General features: G+C 40.6%; 17 protein-coding genes and 1 other annotated feature. Of the genes, 7 read left to right on the top strand and 10 right to left on the bottom strand.

What is annotated here, in order from left to right; genetic code table 11:
• The first annotated feature begins 46 nt into the window (after positions 1-46).
• The gene (gene moaC / locus CO726_RS15685; RefSeq protein WP_099684881.1) at positions 47-532 is read left to right on the top strand and encodes a cyclic pyranopterin monophosphate synthase MoaC; all 486 of its coding nucleotides are present in this window, start codon (positions 47-49) and stop codon (positions 530-532) included.
• Positions 533-570: 38 nt separating this feature from the next.
• Here moaC and CO726_RS15690 read toward each other — a convergent pair whose 3' ends face one another.
• The 6 genes from CO726_RS15690 to CO726_RS15715 form a co-directional block, all read right to left on the bottom strand.
• Positions 571-1,584, bottom strand: coding sequence for a molybdopterin-synthase adenylyltransferase MoeB (locus tag CO726_RS15690; protein WP_099684974.1), 1,014 nt, complete (start codon positions 1,582-1,584; stop codon positions 571-573).
• A 15-nt stretch (positions 1,585-1,599) separates the two neighbouring features.
• Positions 1,600-2,613, bottom strand: a complete 1,014-nt coding sequence (moaA, locus tag CO726_RS15695) for a GTP 3',8-cyclase MoaA (protein ID WP_099684882.1) — start codon at positions 2,611-2,613, stop codon at positions 1,600-1,602.
• A 201-nt stretch (positions 2,614-2,814) separates the two neighbouring features.
• Positions 2,815-5,796 (bottom strand): beta strand repeat-containing protein, encoded by a 2,982-nt coding sequence (locus tag CO726_RS15700; RefSeq protein ID WP_136699665.1) that lies wholly within the window; start codon positions 5,794-5,796, stop codon positions 2,815-2,817.
• Positions 5,797-5,969: 173 nt separating this feature from the next.
• The gene (locus tag CO726_RS15705) at positions 5,970-6,293 is read right to left on the bottom strand and encodes a hypothetical protein (protein ID WP_099684884.1); all 324 of its coding nucleotides are present in this window, start codon (positions 6,291-6,293) and stop codon (positions 5,970-5,972) included.
• Between the two features lie 20 nt (positions 6,294-6,313).
• Complete coding sequence (locus tag CO726_RS15710) at positions 6,314-6,538, bottom strand: spore germination protein (RefSeq protein WP_088098062.1); 225 nt, start codon at positions 6,536-6,538, stop codon at positions 6,314-6,316.
• A 78-nt stretch (positions 6,539-6,616) separates the two neighbouring features.
• A complete protein-coding gene (locus CO726_RS15715; protein ID WP_099684885.1) occupies positions 6,617-6,922 on the bottom strand; it encodes a rhodanese-like domain-containing protein in 306 nt (101 codons plus the stop codon).
• Positions 6,923-7,121: 199 nt separating this feature from the next.
• On the opposite strand from CO726_RS15715, the gene CO726_RS15720 reads away from it, so the two are divergent.
• Positions 7,122-7,304 (top strand): hypothetical protein, encoded by a 183-nt coding sequence (locus CO726_RS15720; RefSeq protein ID WP_016085879.1) that lies wholly within the window; start codon positions 7,122-7,124, stop codon positions 7,302-7,304.
• A gap of 49 nt (positions 7,305-7,353) precedes the next feature.
• On the opposite strand, the gene CO726_RS15725 is transcribed toward CO726_RS15720, so the two are convergent.
• Complete coding sequence (locus CO726_RS15725) at positions 7,354-8,478, bottom strand: homoserine O-acetyltransferase family protein (RefSeq protein WP_099684886.1); 1,125 nt, start codon at positions 8,476-8,478, stop codon at positions 7,354-7,356.
• 152 nt (positions 8,479-8,630) lie between these two features.
• On the opposite strand from CO726_RS15725, the gene CO726_RS15730 reads away from it, so the two are divergent.
• From CO726_RS15730 to CO726_RS15750, 5 genes are all read left to right on the top strand, one after another.
• Positions 8,631-10,637, top strand: coding sequence for a spore germination protein (locus CO726_RS15730; RefSeq protein ID WP_099684887.1), 2,007 nt, complete (start codon positions 8,631-8,633; stop codon positions 10,635-10,637).
• 16 nt (positions 10,638-10,653) lie between these two features.
• Positions 10,654-11,754: a spore germination protein gene (locus tag CO726_RS15735; protein WP_099684888.1), complete on the top strand. Its 1,101-nt coding sequence runs from the start codon at positions 10,654-10,656 to the stop codon at positions 11,752-11,754.
• Positions 11,724-12,809, top strand: coding sequence for a Ger(x)C family spore germination protein (locus CO726_RS15740; protein ID WP_099684889.1), 1,086 nt, complete (start codon positions 11,724-11,726; stop codon positions 12,807-12,809). Before CO726_RS15735 ends, CO726_RS15740 begins: the two co-directional genes overlap by 31 nt.
• Before the next feature lie 90 nt (positions 12,810-12,899).
• Complete coding sequence (locus CO726_RS15745; RefSeq protein WP_000038783.1) at positions 12,900-13,085, top strand: hypothetical protein; 186 nt, start codon at positions 12,900-12,902, stop codon at positions 13,083-13,085.
• Between the two features lie 58 nt (positions 13,086-13,143).
• Positions 13,144-13,566 carry a pyrophosphohydrolase domain-containing protein gene (locus CO726_RS15750; RefSeq protein WP_000180552.1) on the top strand — a complete coding sequence of 141 codons (423 nt, stop codon included), beginning with the start codon at positions 13,144-13,146 and terminating at the stop codon, positions 13,564-13,566.
• Positions 13,567-13,610: 44 nt separating this feature from the next.
• Here CO726_RS15750 and CO726_RS15755 read toward each other — a convergent pair whose 3' ends face one another.
• The 3 genes from CO726_RS15755 to CO726_RS15770 form a co-directional block, all read right to left on the bottom strand.
• Entirely contained in the window at positions 13,611-14,693 is a 1,083-nt protein-coding gene (locus CO726_RS15755) for a hypothetical protein (RefSeq protein ID WP_099684890.1), read from the bottom strand.
• Between the two features lie 248 nt (positions 14,694-14,941).
• Positions 14,942-17,350 carry a leucine--tRNA ligase gene (leuS, locus tag CO726_RS15765; RefSeq protein ID WP_099684891.1) on the bottom strand — a complete coding sequence of 803 codons (2,409 nt, stop codon included), beginning with the start codon at positions 17,348-17,350 and terminating at the stop codon, positions 14,942-14,944.
• 65 nt (positions 17,351-17,415) lie between these two features.
• Positions 17,416-17,635 (bottom strand) — a binding site (T-box leader).
• Positions 17,636-17,819: 184 nt separating this feature from the next.
• Positions 17,820-19,013, bottom strand: coding sequence for an MDR family MFS transporter (locus CO726_RS15770; RefSeq protein ID WP_099684892.1), 1,194 nt, complete (start codon positions 19,011-19,013; stop codon positions 17,820-17,822).
• Positions 19,014-19,082 lie beyond the last annotated feature (69 nt).

Genomic DNA, 19,082 nt, shown 5'->3' on the forward strand with positions numbered 1-19,082 from the left:
ATTAAACTTTATATATTAAATAGAAATTACTTCAAGGAGGAATTCCATGTCTTCATTCACACACTTTAATGACCAAGGACGCGCGAAGATGGTTGATATAAGCGAAAAAAAAGCAACCGTTCGAACAGCAATTGCGTGCTCTAGCATTGTCGTTACAAAAGAAATTTACGATAAAATCTCTCACCATGAAATCGGGAAAGGCGACGTATTAGCAGTTGCACAAATCGCAGGTATTATGGCTGCGAAACGCACTTCTGATATTATCCCAATGTGCCATCCTTTATTATTAAAAGGTGTTGACGTTTCTTTCGATTGGAAACAATCCGAAGAACAATATCGATTACTTATTGAAGTAAAAGTTAAAACAGAAGGTGGCACCGGTGTTGAAATGGAAGCTTTAACAGCTGCTTCCGCTACCGCTCTTACTGTGTACGATATGTGTAAAGCTGTTGATAAAGGTATGATTATTGGCGAAACATACTTACTTGAAAAAACAGGTGGAAAAAGTGGAGATTATACGAGAAAGTCTTAATCTTCTCCCTGTTGAACCTAAAGGGTTTCTCTTTAGGTTCAACCTATATATCTTGCATATAAACGTTTTGCTGCATTTATATCATTCGTCCCATGAATAAACGCCCTGCCATCTGTAAATAAAACAAAACGAAATTCCTCTACCGGAAATGATAATAAATACGGAGTAGCTTTTACATCCACACTTCTTTGTAAGCGCTTTTTAATTTCTTCTAAATTAAATTCATTCCGCACACCGGGACGGATTTGCACTGTATTTCGGCCACATAACACTTCTGTTTTCGTTTGTGCTTCAAATGTTAAACTCGGATATGTACGTAATCTTCCGCAAGATAAACACGTGTCTTTTTTCTGCCTATTCACTTTAAATGCCATCTGTTGATTATTCCAAAGATCAAACGATAACATCGTTTCGCGAAGCGCACCATAGTCTTCTACTAATATTTTCAGCGCTTCCGTTATTTGATGCGCAACTACTAATTGTACTGCCGGCTGTATAACACCAGCAGTATCACATGTTGCTCCGCTCGCCGGATGCTCCATTAAACAACGGAAACACGGTGTTTTTCCTGGTAAAATTGTATACGTTACTCCGTAGCTTCCGACACAACCACCATATATCCACGGAATATTATACTTTTGTGAAATATCATTAATAAGGAGACGCGTTTCAAAATTATCTGTTGCATCTAATATTAAATCTACATCCTTCACTAACTCTTCCATTTCTTGCACTGTTACATCAATCACAACCGGATTTATTTCCACCTCAGAATTAATCGCTTTTAAATGCTCTGCTGCCGCTACCGCCTTCGGTTTATACTGCTTTGCATCTTCTTCTGTATATAATTGTTGCCTTTGTAAATTACTCCATTCTACATAATCACGATCCACAATTGTTATTTTTCCAACACCTGCTCTAACAATCGCTTCTGCATTCGCTGCACCGAGAGCACCAGCACCGATAATGAGCACATGCTTCTCCCTAATTTTTCTCTGTCCTTCTTCTCCAACACCAGAAAATAATATTTGTCTTGAATATCGCTCCTGCATACGATAGCCCATTTCTTATCCTCCTATATAAGACATTTCAATTTTCGGACGATTTTTTGCACTTTCTTCTGTCCGTTCATCCGAATACCGATCTTTTCTATTCATCCATACATCTTGTATAACACTTAACAACTCATCATCCGAAAGATTTCCTCTAAGAAGTTCCCTTACATCCAATCCTTCTGTCGCAAATAAACAGGTATAAAACTTTCCATCTGCCGAAATTCTTGCTCTCGTACAAGAGGAACAAAATGACTCAGAAACAGAAGTAATAAAACCAACTTCGACATTTGTTCCAACGTAACGATATCTCTTCGCAACTTCACCAAAATAATGTGCTTCAGCTGGCTCAAGCGGATACACGCTATGAATCATCTCAATTAACTCTCGCTTTGTAACGACTTGATCAAAGTTCCATCCATTTGTACTACCAACATCCATAAACTCAATAAACCTAAGCGTGATTCCTTGCTCTTTAAAATACGCAGCCATCGGAAGTACTTGATGGTCGTTCATCCCTTTTTTCACAACCATGTTTACCTTTACATCAAGCCCGACCTCTTTTGCAGCCATAATTCCCTTTATAACAGGTTTCGTATTAATATTCCGGCCATTAATGCCCTTAAATACATCGTCATCTATTGCATCCAGACTAACATTTACTCTATGTAATCCAGCTTCTTTTAATGCTTTTGCTTGTTTCGTTAAATGAATCGCATTTGTCGTTAACCCTATATCTACTAACCCGTCAATTTTCACGAGACGTGCAATCAGTTTTGTTACATCTTTACGAAGCAGTGGTTCGCCGCCAGTAATTCTAATTTTTCGTACACCGATGCTAACAAATAATTTTGCCAAACGCTCAATTTCATCAAACGTTAGTAAAAACTCATCTTTCAAAAAAGCATAATCTGGCCCAAATACTTCCGCTGGCATACAATATGTACATCTAAAATTGCAACGATCAATGACAGATATGCGTAAATCTTGAAGTGGGCGTCCAAAAAAATCTGTAACCATCTCCTGCATCGCCACCCTCCCTTTCTGCCAAATTTCTCTCTGTTCATTCTATTATAATATATTTTCTAACTGCGATGTTTTTGCTCACGTGAATAAAGGGAAACTTTAAACAATAGGAGGATATCTATTCTCCTATTGTTAGCAAGTATACCTCTCAAATATGGGGATAAAAAAACCTTGAAACATAAAAGTTCCAAGGTTCTCTGCTTATTAACTTAATCTAATAATAGTTAGAGTAGCTCCTGGCGTTGTTGTAGATAATGTAACCCCAAGTAATCCGGATAATTGCAAGCTAACAGCAGCTCCAGCAGGTAAACTAGTAATAATTGTCGCATTCAATGAACTCACACCGACTAAAGAAGAATTTATCGTTCCAGCGAGCGGGCTTCCATTTACAGTTATACGAGAACCAACAGCTACAGCAGCTGTTAAATTGATTGTATAGGCTATATAATAATTCCCTGCATTCGCAACTGTAAATATAGTATTTGTACCATCAACTGTTATTCCTGGACCTATATTTTGGTTATTCGGTAAATTAACATTTGCACCAGCTCCTATACTACTTCCTGACGTATTATTCGCAAATGCATACGTTGCGGTTATACTTACTCCAGTGACTCCGGTCGATCCCGTACTTCCTGTTACTCCCGTGCTTCCCGTTGCTCCCGTGCTTCCTGTTGGACCGGTACTTCCTGTTGCTCCCGTGCTTCCCGTTGCTCCCGTACTTCCTGTCGATCCCGTATTTCCTGTTGGACCGGTACTTCCCGTCGTTCCGGTGTTCCCTGTTGGACCCGTGCTTCCCTTTGCTCCCGTACTTCCTGTTGCTCCCGTGCTTCCCGTTGCTCCCGTACTTCCTGTTGCTCCCGTGCTTCCTGTTGGACCCGTACTTCCCGTCGTTCCGGTGTTCCCTGTTGGACCCGTACTTCCCGTTGGACCCGTACTTCCTGTTGCTCCCGTGCTTCCCGTTGCTCCCGTACTTCCTGTTGCTCCCGTGCTTCCCGTTGCTCCCGTACTTCCTGTCGATCCCGTATTTCCTGTTGGACCAGTGTTTCCTGTCGCTCCCGTTTCTCCTGTTGGACCCGTACTTCCCGTTGCTCCCGTACTTCCTGTCGCTCCCGTGTTTCCTGTTACTCCGGTGCCTCCTGTCGCTCCCGTTTCTCCTGTCGGACCGGTACTTCCCGTTGCTCCTGTTTCTCCTGTCACTCCCGTACTCCCCGTTGGACCGGTACTTCCTGTTGCTCCCGTGCTTCCCGTTGCTCCCGTACTTCCCGTTGATCCCGTTTCTCCTGTCGCTCCCGTATTTCCTGTTGGACCGGTACTTCCCGTCGTTCCGGTGTTCCCTGTTGGACCCGTACTTCCTGTTGCTCCCGTTTCTCCTGTCGGACCCGTACTCCCCGTTGGACCCGTACTTCCCGTTGCTCCCGTGCTTCCCGTTGGACCCGTGTTTCCTGTTACTCCGGTGCTTCCTGTTGGACCCGTGTTTCCTGTTACTCCGGTGCTTCCTGTCGATCCCGTATCTCCTGTCGGACCGGTACTTCCCGTTGATCCTGTTGAACCAGTTACTCCCGTACTTCCCGTTGGACCCGTACTTCCTGTCGCTCCCGTATTTCCTGTTGGACCGGTTTCTCCTGTCACTCCCGTACTTCCCGTCGTTCCGGTGTTCCCTGTTGCTCCCGTACTTCCCGTTGGACCCGTATTTCCTGTTGCTCCCGTACTTCCCGTTGCTCCCGTACTTCCTGTCGCTCCCGTACTTCCTGTTGGACCCGTACTTCCCGTTGGACCCGTACTTCCTGTCGCTCCCGTATTTCCTGTTGGACCGGTTTCTCCTGTTACTCCGGTACTTCCCGTCGCTCCCGTGTTTCCTGTCGCTCCCGTTTCTCCTGTCGGACCCGTACTTCCCGTTGCTCCCGTACTTCCTGTCGCTCCCGTATTTCCTGTTGGACCGGTTTCTCCTGTCACTCCCGTACTCCCCGTTGGACCCGTACTTCCCGTCGCCCCCGTTTCTCCTGTTGGACCTGTACTTCCCGTTGGACCCATACTTCCTGTTGCTCCCGTGCTTCCCGTTGGACCTGTTTCTCCTGTCACTCCCGTACTCCCCGTCACTCCCGTTTCTCCTGTCGGACCGGTATTTCCCGTTGGACCGGTATTTCCCGTTGGACCGGCACTTCCCGTTGGACCCGTGTTTCCTGTTACTCCGGTGCTTCCCGTCACTCCCGTTTCTCCTATCGGACCGGTATTTCCCGTTGGACCCGTACTTCCCGTTGGACCCGTGTTTCCTGTCGCTCCCGTTTCTCCTGTCGCTCCCGTTTCTCCTGTCGGACCGGTACTTCCCGTCGCTCCCGTTTCTCCTGTTGGACCCGTGTTTCCTGTTACTCCGATGCTTCCCGTCGCTCCCGTTTCTCCTGTTGGACCCGTGTTTCCTGTTACTCCGGTGCTTCCCGTCGCCCCCGTTTCTCCTATCGGACCGGTATTTCCCGTTGGACCCGTACTTCCCGTTGGACCCGTGTTTCCTGTCGCTCCCGTTTCTCCTGTCGGACCGGTACTTCCCGTCGATCCCGTACTTCCCGTTGGACCCGTACTTCCTGTTGCTCCCGTGTTTCCTGTTGGACCGGTACTTCCTGTTGCTCCCATGTTTCCTGTTGGACCGGTACTTCCTGTTGCTCCCGTATTTCCTGTTGGACCGGTACTTCCTGTTGCTCCCGTGTTTCCTGTTGGACCTGTTTCTCCTGTCACTCCCGTACTCCCCGTTGGACCCGTGTTTCCTGTTACTCCGGTGCTTCCCGTCACTCCCGTTTCTCCTATCGGACCGGTATTTCCCGTTGGACCCGTGTTTCCTGTCGCTCCCGTTTCTCCTGTCGGACCGGTACTTCCCGTCGATCCCGTACTTCCTGTTGCTCCCGTGTTTCCTGTTGGACCGGTACTTCCTGTTGCTCCCGTGTTTCCTGTTGAACCGGTACTTCCCGTCGTTCCCGTATCTCCTGTTGGACCGGTACCTCCCGTTGCTCCTGTACTTCCTGTTGGACCAGTATTTCCCGTCGGGCCAGTTGTTCCCGTCGCTCCCGTACTTCCCGTTATCCCTGTCATTCCAGTTGGAACTGGAGGAAAAGTAGGGCCAACTAGATCTGACGATAGCTTAAAATTGGCATTTAATGAACTTTTTATTTTGGATTTACCACCATTTCCTTCCACTACTTTCACCACCTTTAAAGGAAAAGTACAACTATAAAATATATGTCATATGAAAATCCATCTTCTACTTGAATTGTATTTTCTAACAACGTCACCTATACTACTTTTAAACCGATTACTCCTGTTTTTATGTAGCATAATCTCTTCTTCCAAATAAAGACTCCCCTAATTTCTTAAGGGAGTCCAGCAACTGAATCCATATTATCTGTATTCGGGACAGATTGTGCTATACCCGATACATTTACACTTTGCCCCATATTTGTTCCTGTTACAGTACCCGCAGGAGTACCTCGTGTATAGGTTGTCGTCACAGAATCTCCTGGTTGTAAACAAAGCTTCGTCTCTGTCCCTATTACTGTAACAACATCAATCCAAGTGCACCCCATTGAACCACTATACGATTTCGTAGCAGTAAATGAAGTATCACTCAGATTATCACCAGTAAATATATTCCCAGTGTTATTCACAATAACAAACTCTTTTATATGAGCAGGCATAATCACACCCTACCTTTCCTCTATGAACCTAACGTACGTGTACTCGTTGCTAATGGCGGTAGAAAGACTGATGTTCGAATCACCACTTCTGGCTGCCGTTTCCCATTTAAAAAAACAGCCGCACTCGATCCTCCAGCACCCGCATAAGCCTTCGATACAGCAAAAGGTGCGATATTATAACAGTCGCCAACATTAACAGCTCCTGTATTGTTAATAATTTTTACTTTACGCATGTTAATCCCCATTTACCTATCCCCCTTTTTTATACTGTATGCAAAAGAAAAAAACTTGAAACAGACTCGTTTCAAGTTTTTAACTATTAACTATTTCGTTTCACCTTCATATTGAAGCATACCGCCAACCATGTTCATTGTTTTAAATCCTTGCTCATTTAAATAATGGCATACATTTTCACTGCGCATTCCCGAGCGACAAATAAAGATATATTCATTCTCTTTATCAAAGAAATCTACTTTATTTGGGATATCACCCATTTTAATATGTACAGCTTCTGGAATCTTCCCTGCTGCTACTTCTTCATCTTCCCTTACGTCTACTAAAAATAACGTTTCTCCACTTTCTAAACGCTCTTGCACTTCTTCTGTAGTAATTGTTTTCACTTCTGTCATATGTCGTTCCTCCTTATATACGATAAAACCTTTAGTTTCTTCTTTAAACAACCATTTCTAATCAATTTTAGCATGCGAAAGAAAGAACGCAAAGAATGCAAAATTTATTTCTCAAATTTCTCGCAAAACTTATTCTTTACAAACATAACTCGTGCATTGTATCCTCAATATACTTGTTTTATGAAAGGAGCCAATGAAAATGACACTTTTTCTTTTCATTACGGGCATCATTTTCTTAATCGCTGCAATTATTGCACTTAGTATGAAAAATAATAAAAAGATAAAATCACCACAAGAAATATCATTCTTATTTCTATTACTTAGTATAGCTTTCTTCGGTATAGCAATTGCCACATATATTTTCCGTCTACAAATCATGTAAAAAAAGGTGCCTATTACATACATTGCACCTTTTTCACATCATTTATTTTCTACACAAAACTAGATACTTTCCGATTCAAAAATTCATAAACTTTCTTTTCAAATAAATGAATATCAAATGCTCCTGCCATATGCCCATTTATACTTTCTATTTCATACACTTCCGCATATTTCCCTTGTTTTTGCAAAATGTCTACCATTTTATAATTATAACGTGACGGCTGAAGCAAATCTTGTTTACAAGGAATCATAAGTACATTTGCTTCTATGTTAGATAGGGCCTCTTCTAAAGATGAAAATCCATGCGCAATATCATGTAATAAAACTGCTTTCGCAGTGTACATCCATGAATTTGCATCTACTAACTCTATACTTCTATATGTCATTTTGTTTATCTCTTTCTCAAATGATGTTAATGCAGAAAATGTTTCATAAGATTCTACCTCTATACTATTACGAGGAAATGTCGTTTCATAAAAATGCTCATCAAATGCGTTCATAAACATCATTCTATTTGCTAAATGGAGCCCCTTCGTTGGCTGCTCTTCTCCGTATTTTCCACCCTTCCAACTTGGATCCAGTTGAATGGCCTCAATTGCATTTTGCGCTATATTTACCGACGTAATAATTGGATTTTGCGGGTTCGTAATAACACCAATCATCCGCTCTACCATATGAGGATAGCGAACAGCCCATTGCTGCGCAATCATCCCACCAGCCGACGGTCCTATTACAGCATGTAACCTTGAAATTCCCATATCTTTTATTAACTCATATTGCATACGAGCTACATCAAGAAATGTAAAAACCGGGAAATCCATCGCATATTCATCGCCAGTTTTCGGATTAATCGATTTCGGTCCCGTTGTAATCACATAAGGGTTCTTCACTTGCACATTACAAAGATTATCGGTGCATATAACGAAGTATTTATTTGTATCAATTGCTTTTCCCGGTCCAATTAAACCATCCCACCAACCAGACTCCTCATCATGCGCTGTATATTTTCCTGCCGCATGACTAGTTGCACTAAAATAATGACAAACCAAAATCACATTTGACCTTTCTCTATTTAAAGTACCATACGTCTCATAACCCATTTGAACAGGAATTTCCCTACCATTTTCAAACGTAAACTCTTTTAAAACAAACTTCTCTTTTTTTACAATTTGCACATACTCTCCCTCTCCCCGTTATAGTATGAACTGCTTACTACATGTTTTTTTCTATACAAACCAATCTCCTTCTTCTTTTCATAAATAAATGAATAATATACAAAATTAGCCACAAAATAGCACTATATTACACAATTAAAGAGGGCATACATATGATTTGGAATTGGCTACGTAAGAAGAAAAAATCAAATGCAACAGAAACAAAAGAAGCAGACAACCCGAAGCTGCAGCCTAGTAATCAAGATGATGAGAGCAAAGAACAGACTAGAAGTATGAAACATAATAAAGATAAAAATTGCGAGAAAAAAAAATCTGAACAAGACGACTCTTCTCAGGAGAAACTGCAAAGCTCTAGGCAGGACAACTCGTCCCAGGATAAACAGCAAAGTGCTAAACAAGATGACTCGTCTCAGGATAAACAACAAAGCTCTAAGCAAAATAACTCGTCTCAAGATAAACAACAAAGTGCTAAACAAGATGACTCTCCCCAAGACAAGCAGCAACAATCTAAACAAGACGATTCTTCTCAAGAGAAACAGCAACAATCTAAACAAGACAATTCTTCTCAAAACAAGCAACAACAATCTAAACAAGACAATTCTTCTCAAAACAAGCAACAACAATCTAAACAAGACAACACTTCTCAAAACAAGCAGCAAAGCTCTGGAAATAATAGTATTTATGATTTTACAAAACCAGAAACAGATCGTATTCATTCTCTACAAAATTTAATAGAGAAGCTGAAAAAGTCTAGTGATTTTGTTAATTACCATACATCTGACGATGAAACGATGCCTTACTGGATTTCTTACTATCGCCCTTCACTTGATGGTGAGAAATTGCAAAAGTACTTAATGCCTACTCTTTTGGAACGACCTAACGCTTCATTAGAAGAACTGAAAGAACATATTCCAATGAGCGGCATTACAATTACGAACGATTTACAAAAAATTGAGGACATGGTTTTAAAGGGGCATGCGATTGTTCAAGTAAATCAGCAAGATCAAAAGTGTATGCTTGCAAATATTGCAATTGATACTTACCGGGCACCAAGCCCTCCATTAAATGAATCAACAGTTATCGGTCCACAAGAAGGCTTTGTAGAAGCTATTGATACGAATATTAATTTAGTACGAAAACGTCTTCCTGTTTTAGATTTACAAACAAAAGAGATGATCATCGGCGAGTTTTCAAAAACAAAAGTTGTCATGATGTATTTAGACAACCTCGCTGAAAAAGATAATGTAGATTTTCTAGAGGAATCATTACGCGCTCTTGAATATGATCAAATTAATGATAGTGCTTATATACAAGAATTGATGGGGGAAAAATCGATTTTCCCTCTCTATATCAATACAGAACGCACTGATAGAGTTACAAAAGCTTTAATTGATGGAAAAATCGCTATTTTTGTTGATGGTTCTCCAAGTGTTTTACTAACACCCGTATCATATTTCGATTTTTTCATTTCACCAGAAGACTATAACGTCTCTTGGCTATACGCTACATTTTCAAGAATTTTACGCCTTATCGCCGTTCTATTTTCAATCTGTGCTACACCGTTATACGTTGCAGTTTTAAATTATCACTACGAGCTCATTCCAAGTGATTTACTTGAAACTTTGATTTTATCAAGGGCACAAGTACCGTTCCCACCTTTAATTGAAGCACTCTTTTTAGAACTTGCAATCGACTTATTGAGAGAAGCTGGCGCGAGGTTACCGATGAAAGTTGGTCAAACGCTCGGTATTGTAGGTGGTATCGTAATCGGGCAAGCATCTGTACAAGCTGGTTTAACGAGTAACATTTTATTAATTATCGTTGCCTTATCAGCACTTGCTTCCTTTATTACACCTATTTATAAAATGGGTAATGCTGTTCGATTACTACGCTTCCCGTTTCTCATATTTGCAGAAATAGGAGGACTTTTCGGGATATCTCTTGGATTTATCTTTTTATTTACTCATCTATTTAGACTTACTTCTTTACGCAAGCCGTATGCTTTGTTTTATCCGACAAGGCAACAATCCGTTAAAGATTCTTGGATTCGTTTTCCTTTAACAATGATTGATACAAGGGATGTACAAGCTAGACCACAACATGTAAAAAAAGCCGCAAAAGGGATTTCAACAAAACATAGATCGGACTTTGATGATTAAGAAATGAGGTGCATTGATGAGTAAAGTTCAAGAAAAATATCAAATATCTCCTGTCTTTGTTTTCTTCTTAATTCACGGTGCACAGTTTGGAGCTGGCGTTCTTGGCTTCGCTCGAATCATCGCAAAGGCCGCTGGATACGACGGCTGGATGGGTGTTGTAATCACAGGAGTCTGCATCCATATCCTTATATGGATGATGTATTTTTTATTAAAAGAAACAAACGGGAATTTAATTGACTTACATCGGCAAACATTTGGGAAATGGCTAGGAAATACGATAAATCTCATTTTTATGACTTATTTCTTAGCCGTCAGCATTTCCGTCATTCGAACATACGTTGAAATTATTCAAGTATGGATGTTCCCTACCGCTTCCACCTTTATGTTAACACTCTTTTTATGCTTAGTTAGCTATTACATCATTTCTTCTGGATTTCGTGTCATTACTGGTATTTGCGTCATCTCTGTTGGCGGTACATTAGGATATTTATTTCTTAGCCTATTCGTTTTGAAATACTCACATTGGGATAATTTACTCCCTATATTCACACATTCTTTTTCAGATATTTTAAAAGCAGCCCAGCTGTCAATCTACAGTATGACAGGGTTTGAAGTGTATCTCATGATTTATCCATTTGTGAAAAATCCGAAGCAATCTCATAAATTCGCTCAATATGGGGCACTATTTTCAAATCTTCTATATTTATTTAGTACAATTTTAGCCTTTTCATTTTTTAGTGAAAAACAATTATTAAAAATAATATGGTCACAACTTTCTATGACCCAAGTTATTCAATTACCATTCATAGAAAGGCTCGAATATATTGCAATTTCAGCTTATGCACTCGTTATTGTTACAAGTTTTATCATTCCTTTATGGGCGGCAACGAGAGGCACTCACGAAATATTTCGTGTAAAACAAAGAGGTATTCTAATCACTTTTATCTTTATCACTCTTATTGTTTCACAACTTTTAACAAACAGGCACGATATTAACAATTTTATTAGTAATGCATCAAAAGTTAGTTTTTGGCTCATTTATGTATACATGCCAATTTTATTTATCATTGTGTGGGTGAAAAGAAAATGGAAAAAATCAAAAGCACAAGCAAATTAGTACTTATTTCTTGTATAACGCTCTTCAGTCTAACTGGATGTTTACAAAAAAACATTATTGATGATGTACAGCTTATTCAAGGAACTGTATTTGACGTAGCAAAGGATAATAAAGTAAAAGTAACATTCGTTTGTCCAATTCAGAAAAAAGGTAATAAAGTTCAAGTTTTTGAAGGTAGCGCCAATGCGGTAAAACAAGTAAAAGCAGACACATCTTTAGAGTCTTCCCAACCATTTGCTAGCGGACAAATGCGTGTTGCTTTATTTACCACCAGAATTGCTAAGAAAGGAATGGTTGCTTCCTTCGATACATTAATTCGCGATGTAAACATTGGAAATGCCTTATATGTTGCTTTACTTGAAGGTAATGGTACTGAACTTTTAAAAGGAAAATACACGACTTCATCCAACGTTGCAATTTATATAAAAAAAATGCTAGAACATAATATGGAAACTGGTCCTCTACCAAAAGATAACCTGCATGTAGGAGCATTCCGTTATTATCAAGAAGGACAAGACTACCATATTCCAATTTTAAAGAAACATGGGGATAAAATAAAAATTACCGGAATTGGTCTTTTTAAAAAAGATAAATATGTTGGTAAAATTGATGAAAAAGATATGTTTATATTCAAAGGACTTTTAGAGAAACATAAGTTGGACTCACATGAATTTAAAGCAAACCCTGGGTACGTAATGATTAATAATATTCGTTCTGTTCCAACATACGATATAAAAATAAAAAATGGAAAGCCCTCTTTTTCCATTCACGTTACGCTTGATGCTCGTATTCAAGAAGTATCGAAACAAATTAACTTAGATAATGCTAAGAACACAAAAAAGATTGAAAAGACCGTCCAAAAACAATTGGATATACAAGGTAACAAATTAATTAAGCAATTCAAATCCTTAGGTGTCGATCCTCTCGGGCTAGGAGCTAAATATAAGCAACATTATCGCCCATTCAAATTAGAAGAGTGGAAACAGATGTACAAAGATGTCCCCGTTACTGTAAAATACACCGTGAATATTACAAATTCTGGTGTGATTGAATGAGAAATGATTGAACTCCTCTCTCCAGCATGATACAACGGAAAGAGGAGTTTTTATTTTAGATAGAGAGAGAAGATATTTATGGGGGAGCTTATGTCTAAAAAATTAGTAAAGCCTATTTTAAATGGTATTTTATTTCTCGGCGTCTTTTTATTTGCTCATACATATTTAAAAAATGTTTCCTTCACACGTTATTTACTTGTCGTTATCCCAATGTTACTCGTTGGTATGTTTGGCATCGATCTTATTTTATCCATTTTAATTAAGAAAGAAGAATAGTCTATAGTCATCTATGTTACAATAAACTTCGGCATAACGTAAGAAAGGATGAATCAACATGACAAACGAAAAAGGTTTAGATAAAGGATACGAACTTGTTGCAAAAATGCATGAAGTATTCGGGCATCCTGTAACAAATACACCAACAAAACTAGCAGAAGAGCGCGCAAAAATTCGTGCAAGTTTTATGCAAGAAGAGCTAGAAGAGTTTCTAGAAGCAACAACTGTTGAAGATCAATATGATGCACTGATTGACCTTATTTACTTTGCATTCGGAACGTTTGCCGAAATGGGCGTACGACCTGATAAAGGATTCGAAATTGTAAACAACGCAAACATGGCAAAACTATTCCCTGATGGAAAACCTCGTTTCCGTGAAGGGGACGGCAAAATTCTAAAACCAGAAGGCTGGCAAGCACCTGAGCCACAACTTCGTGCTGAGATTGAACGTCAGCGCCAAGAAGCTGAAAAAAACTGCTAGGATTTCCTAGCAGTTTTTTATTATGTCTTTTTTTCTGCAGTTCATTAATGACCCACGTGTCCCGCGTGTCCTGCTGCTCCACCAATGCTAGCCGCTCCTGCCGCTGCCCCTGCTCCTCCTGCGCCCATTCCACCTGTCCAAGGCGAAGATTGCTGTTGTTGATACTGTTGATGTTGTTGACCTTGATGGCTCTGTTGACCATGATGTCCTTGGTGTCCTTGATGGTGATGATGACCATGGTGACCGTGCTGTCCTTGATGCGTTTGATAAAGAACAGCTTGCGGATGAATGTGGTGTTGACCGTGGTGATGTACTTGTTGTTGATGATGACCATGGTGGCCGTGCTGTCCTTGATGCTGATGATGACCATGGTGGCCGTGCTGTCCTTGATGCTGATGATGACCATGGTGGCCGTGCTGTCCTTGATGCTGATGGTGTCCTTGGTGGCCGTGCTGTCCTTGATGCTGATGGTGTCCTTGGTGACCGTGCTGTCCTTGATGCGTTTGATAAAGAACAGCTTGCGGATGAATGTGGTGTTGACCGTGGTGATGTACTTGTTGTTGATGTCCATGATGGTGATGTTGCCCATGATGGCCGTGCTGTCCTTGGTGATGATGGTGTCCTTGGTGGTGATGGTGTCCTTGGTGGTGATGGTGTCCTTGGTGGTGATGGTGTCCTTGGTGGTGATGGTGTCCTTGGTGGTGATGGTGTCCTTGGTGATGATGTACATGATGACCGTGAACACCTTGCGGATAACCACCTACTCCGCCTGCCACAACCCCTACTCCCGATACAGGGAATCCTGTCTGCACTCCTCCAACAAAAGAAGGAAATGCAGTTGGTCCCCCTACTGGAATTCCTGTCTGTACGCCAGCTACTGATGTTGGAAAGCCTCCTGTTACTGTAGGCATGCCCGCCACTGTTGTCGAATATCCTCCCATTACTGTAGGTATTCCAGTTTGCATGCCAGCTACCGATGTTGGAAAGCCTCCTGCTGCTCCACCCATCCAGCTTGGAATACCACCGTATCCTTGCTGGCCAGATCCTCCCATTAACATCATTTGCGCATAACTATCCGATTGGCCTCCGAAGAAGCCATGTGGTGCATTATTGTCCATCCCTTTCATTCCTTTCACCTCTTCTACTCAATTTAGCCTACCTTTTTTATCATATTTTCTATAGAAGAATAGGTGTTTGTCTGTATTGGAATTCCGCTCCTTTTTCTTCATTCATGATAAAAGTATGCAAAACATTTTTAGTACGAATGGATTTGTACGTAGCGGAATAATTGAAAACTTAGATGAAGACGACTCAAAAATTATTTTCTACATAAAAAAGCTCAGAGCGTAAACACTCTGAGCTTTTCTTTCATTCATTAGTTTGCAACAACGTTAACAAGCTTTCCAGGAACTACAATTACTTTACGAACTGTTTTCCCTTCAATTTGGTCTTGAATTGCTTCAAGTGCAAGTTGTTCCATTTCTTCTTTTGATGCATCTTTACTCATTGTTAGTTTTGCGCGAACTTTACCCATAACTTGAACAACGATTTCAACTTCATCTTCTACAAGTTTAGACTCATCAAATGTTGGCCAGCTTGCATATGTGATTGTTTCATTGTATCCAAGTTTGTTCCATAGTTCTTCTCCGATGTGAGGTGCAACTGGTGCAATCATTTTTACGAAACCTTCTACATATTCTTTCGGAAGTGTTTCAGCTTTGTATGCATCGTTGATGAATACCATCATTTGAGAAATCGCTGTGTTGAAGCGAAGCTCTGCATAGTCTTCTGTTACTTTCTTCACTGTTTGGTGGTAAGCTTTTTCAAGCTCTTTATTTGATGCATCAGTAATTTTCTCACTTAATTCACCGTTATCTTGCACGAATAGACGCCATACGCGGTCTAGGAAACGACGAGCTCCGTCAAGACCATTTTCAGACCAAGCGATTGAAGCATCTAATGGGCCCATGAACATTTCATATAGACGAAGTGTATCTGCACCGTGGCTTGCTACGATATCATCTGGGTTTACAACGTTACCTTTTGATTTACTCATTTTCTCGTTGTTTTCACCTAGAATCATACCTTGGTTGAATAATTGTTGGAACGGTTCTTTCGTTGGAACTACACCGATATCGTATAATACTTTATGCCAGAAACGAGCATATAGTAAGTGAAGTACAGCATGTTCTGCACCACCGATATAAATATCAACTGGAAGCCATTGTTTTACTTTTTCAGGATCTACAAGTGCTTCGCTATTGTTTGGATCGATGTAACGTAGGTAATACCAGCAGCTACCAGCCCATTGTGGCATTGTGTTCGTTTCACGACGACCTTTTTTACCAGTTTCAGGATCAACAACATTTACCCACTCATCAATGTTAGCAAGTGGTGATTCACCTGTACCCGAAGGACGGATATTTTCTGTTTTCGGAAGAACTAATGGTAATTCTTCTTCTTTCACAGCTGTCATTGTGCCGTCTTCCCAGTGAATTACTGGAATTGGCTCACCCCAGTAACGTTGACGGCTGAATAACCAGTCACGTAGACGGTACGTTACTTTTTGATTTCCTGCGCTCGTTACTTCAAGCCATTCAATCATTTTTGCGATTGCTTCTTCTTTATTTAAGCCATCAAGGAATGCTGAGTTTACGTGTGCACCATCACCTGTGTATGCTTCTTTCGTAATGTCTCCGCCTTTTACAACTTCCTTCATCGGAAGATTGAACGTTGATGCGAATTCATAGTCACGCTCATCATGAGCTGGAACTGCCATTACAGCACCTGTTCCGTAAGTTGCAAGAACGTAATCAGCGATCCAAATTGGTAATTTCTCACCATTTACTGGGTTAACTGCGTAAGCACCAGTGAATACACCAGTTTTCTCTTTCGCAAGTTCTGTACGCTCTAAATCACTCTTCATTTTTACTGAATTAATGTAAGCTTCTACAGCTTCTTTTTGCTCAGCAGTTGTAATGTCAGCAACAAGTGCATGTTCTGGAGCAAGTACACAGTAGCTTGCACCGAATAATGTATCAGGACGCGTTGTGAAAACTGTGAACTTCTCGTCTGTACCGTCGATGTTAAAGTGTACTTCTGCACCTTCAGAACGACCGATCCAGTTACGTTGCATATCTTTTAAGCTTTCTGGCCAATCAAGCTCATCTAGATCTTCTAATAGACGATCTCCGTAAGCTGTAATTTTTAACATCCACTGTCTCATCGGACGACGCTCAACTGGATGTCCACCACGCTCACTCTTACCGTCAATGATTTCTTCGTTTGCAAGTACTGTACCAAGTGCTGGGCACCAGTTTACAGGTACTTCATCAACGTAAGCTAAGCCTTTTTCAAATAGTTTTAGGAAGATCCATTGTGTCCACTTGTAGTAGTTTGGATCTGTTGTATTTACTTCACGGTCCCAATCGTAAGAGAAACCTAATGATTTAATTTGGTTACGGAATGTATTAATATTATGCTCTGTAAATTCAGCTGGGCTGTTTCCAGTATCAAGTGCATATTGCTCTGCTGGAAGACCGAATGCATCCCATCCCATTGGATGAAGAACGTTATACCCTTGCATGCGCTTCATACGAGATAAAATATCTGTCGCTGTATAACCTTCTGGATGTCCTACGTGTAGGCCTGCACCTGATGGATATGGGAACATATCTAGTGCATAAAATTTTGGTTTTTCTGTCTCATCTGGCGTACGGAATGTTTTATTCTCTTCCCAGTACCCTTGCCACTTCTTCTCAATTTCTTGATGATTAAAGCTCATGAGATACCCTCCTTGAATTTCTATTTATTTTCACCGCCCAAAATACAAAAAACCTCTCATCCCTAGAAAGGGACGAGAGGTTATAGATTCCCGCGGTACCACCCTAAATTAATGTACAAATATACATTCGCTTAGATCCGTAACGTGGATTAACGGCAATTGCTACTATTAGTTTCACAACTGCAACTCAAAGGCGAGTTCATAACGAAACGTGGATTGACTTGCACCGACCGTCAACTCTCTAAACCAGCTTCTATTACTACTACTCCTTCTCACTGTTATTACAAATATGAGTTAAGTGAACTACCCTCCGCCTCGTATCTCTTAAGAGCTTTAAAGCGGGGCTTCTCGGTTAATCGTTACTCTGAATAACTAACGAATTCGTCTTAAGACAGCCGAGCTATCTCCCTTGTTCGAAAGGTTGTTTTATTTAAATATATTCTAAAACATGTTAACATGTTCCGTCAAACTAAACTGCAATTTTTTCTTCAACTGTTTCTTCTACTTTTACTCGTTTATCATAAATGCTCGTTGCAATAAGCGCTACTACAAGCATTACCATGATTGCTATAAACAATACTTCCATATTGTATAAATCAACAATCGCTCCGCCAACGACCGGTCCGAACATTTTCCCTACAGTCGCCGCACTATTTACAACGCCTTGATAAAACCCTAACTTATCTTTTGGCGCAAGTATATTTGCAATCGTTGGAACTGCTGGCCAAACGAATAACTCACCAATTGTTAATGTTACCATCGCAACGAGGAACATCGTAAATTGCTGCGCTTGACTTAATACAATGAATGACGCCGCAAAAATGATAATTCCAATCATAATTTGTTGTTTTAAAGAACGCTTCATCCAGCGAATTAGCATGCTAACTAGCGGCTGCGCACAAACAATCATCGCTCCGTTTATCGTCCATAATAAACTATAGTGACGAAGGCTAATGTTTAGCTCTTGCATATGTGTTGCAATCGCCCCTTGCCACTGTACGTATGTAACCCAGCATAAAGCATATGCTACACATACGATAAGAAGTGCTTTGAATCCAGGTGTAAGCGACCAACCTTTTTTCGTTTCAATTTCTTTTTGCACTCCTGGCTCTTTCTTGTCTTCCATACCACGGAATCCAATAAAAGCAATTAAGAAGAAAACAAAGTATAAAATAAAGTTCGCTAAGAAAATATAATCAAAACGATACGATGCAACTAATCCACCACATGCTGTTCCGATTGCAATACCAACGTTTTGTCCAACATACATCGCATTAAATGCTCGTCTTCCGCCCTCTGGCCAAACCGTACCAACCATCGCATACATCGATGGGAAGACCATTCCAGAACCAAAGCCGATTAACGCTAGCCACACAACGTATAAAGGCCAACCGTGGAAAAACACAAGACCTAAAATCGATACGAGTGTAATCACAATCCCTACTAAAGTTGATTTATAACCGCCCCATTTATCGAATAAAACACCGCCGAGCAAGTTTCCAATTACACCAGTAAGCGAGTTGATCATTAATACCATTCCGGCCACAGATAAAGATTTTCCTAGGTGATCATGCAAATAAATTGTATTAAAAGGCCATAAAAAAGAAGCACCCGTGACATTAATAATCATCCCAGCTACTAATAGCCATACTTTCCTTGGCATAGTCTCCCCTCCTATTCTATTTTTTTCGTTCATCTATATAACAGTAAAATTGTAGTCGTTTTTAAATGG

The organism is Bacillus fungorum, from assembly GCF_002746455.1.
Lineage (GTDB): Bacteria > Bacillota > Bacilli > Bacillales > Bacillaceae_G > Bacillus_A > Bacillus_A fungorum.

Excerpts from the sequence above, each read along its gene's own strand:
- CO726_RS15735 (WP_099684888.1), top strand. The coding sequence starts at position 10,654 with ATGAGTAAAGTTCAAGAAAAATATCAAATATCTCCTGTCTTTGTTTTC.
- CO726_RS15740 (WP_099684889.1), top strand. The coding sequence starts at position 11,724 with ATGGAAAAAATCAAAAGCACAAGCAAATTAGTACTTATTTCTTGTATA.
- moaA (WP_099684882.1), bottom strand. The coding sequence starts at position 2,613 with ATGCAGGAGATGGTTACAGATTTTTTTGGACGCCCACTTCAAGATTTA.
- moaC (WP_099684881.1), top strand. The coding sequence starts at position 47 with ATGTCTTCATTCACACACTTTAATGACCAAGGACGCGCGAAGATGGTT.
- CO726_RS15715 (WP_099684885.1), bottom strand. The coding sequence starts at position 6,922 with ATGACAGAAGTGAAAACAATTACTACAGAAGAAGTGCAAGAGCGTTTA.
- CO726_RS15750 (WP_000180552.1), top strand. The coding sequence starts at position 13,144 with ATGACAAACGAAAAAGGTTTAGATAAAGGATACGAACTTGTTGCAAAA.
- CO726_RS15705 (WP_099684884.1), bottom strand. The coding sequence starts at position 6,293 with ATGCCTGCTCATATAAAAGAGTTTGTTATTGTGAATAACACTGGGAAT.
- CO726_RS15730 (WP_099684887.1), top strand. The coding sequence starts at position 8,631 with ATGATTTGGAATTGGCTACGTAAGAAGAAAAAATCAAATGCAACAGAA.
- CO726_RS15755 (WP_099684890.1), bottom strand. The coding sequence starts at position 14,693 with ATGAAAGGGATGGACAATAATGCACCACATGGCTTCTTCGGAGGCCAA.
- CO726_RS15690 (WP_099684974.1), bottom strand. The coding sequence starts at position 1,584 with ATGCAGGAGCGATATTCAAGACAAATATTATTTTCTGGTGTTGGAGAA.
- CO726_RS15770 (WP_099684892.1), bottom strand. The coding sequence starts at position 19,013 with ATGCCAAGGAAAGTATGGCTATTAGTAGCTGGGATGATTATTAATGTC.
- leuS (WP_099684891.1), bottom strand. The coding sequence starts at position 17,350 with ATGAGCTTTAATCATCAAGAAATTGAGAAGAAGTGGCAAGGGTACTGG.
- CO726_RS15710 (WP_088098062.1), bottom strand. The coding sequence starts at position 6,538 with ATGGGGATTAACATGCGTAAAGTAAAAATTATTAACAATACAGGAGCT.
- CO726_RS15745 (WP_000038783.1), top strand. The coding sequence starts at position 12,900 with ATGTCTAAAAAATTAGTAAAGCCTATTTTAAATGGTATTTTATTTCTC.
- CO726_RS15720 (WP_016085879.1), top strand. The coding sequence starts at position 7,122 with ATGACACTTTTTCTTTTCATTACGGGCATCATTTTCTTAATCGCTGCA.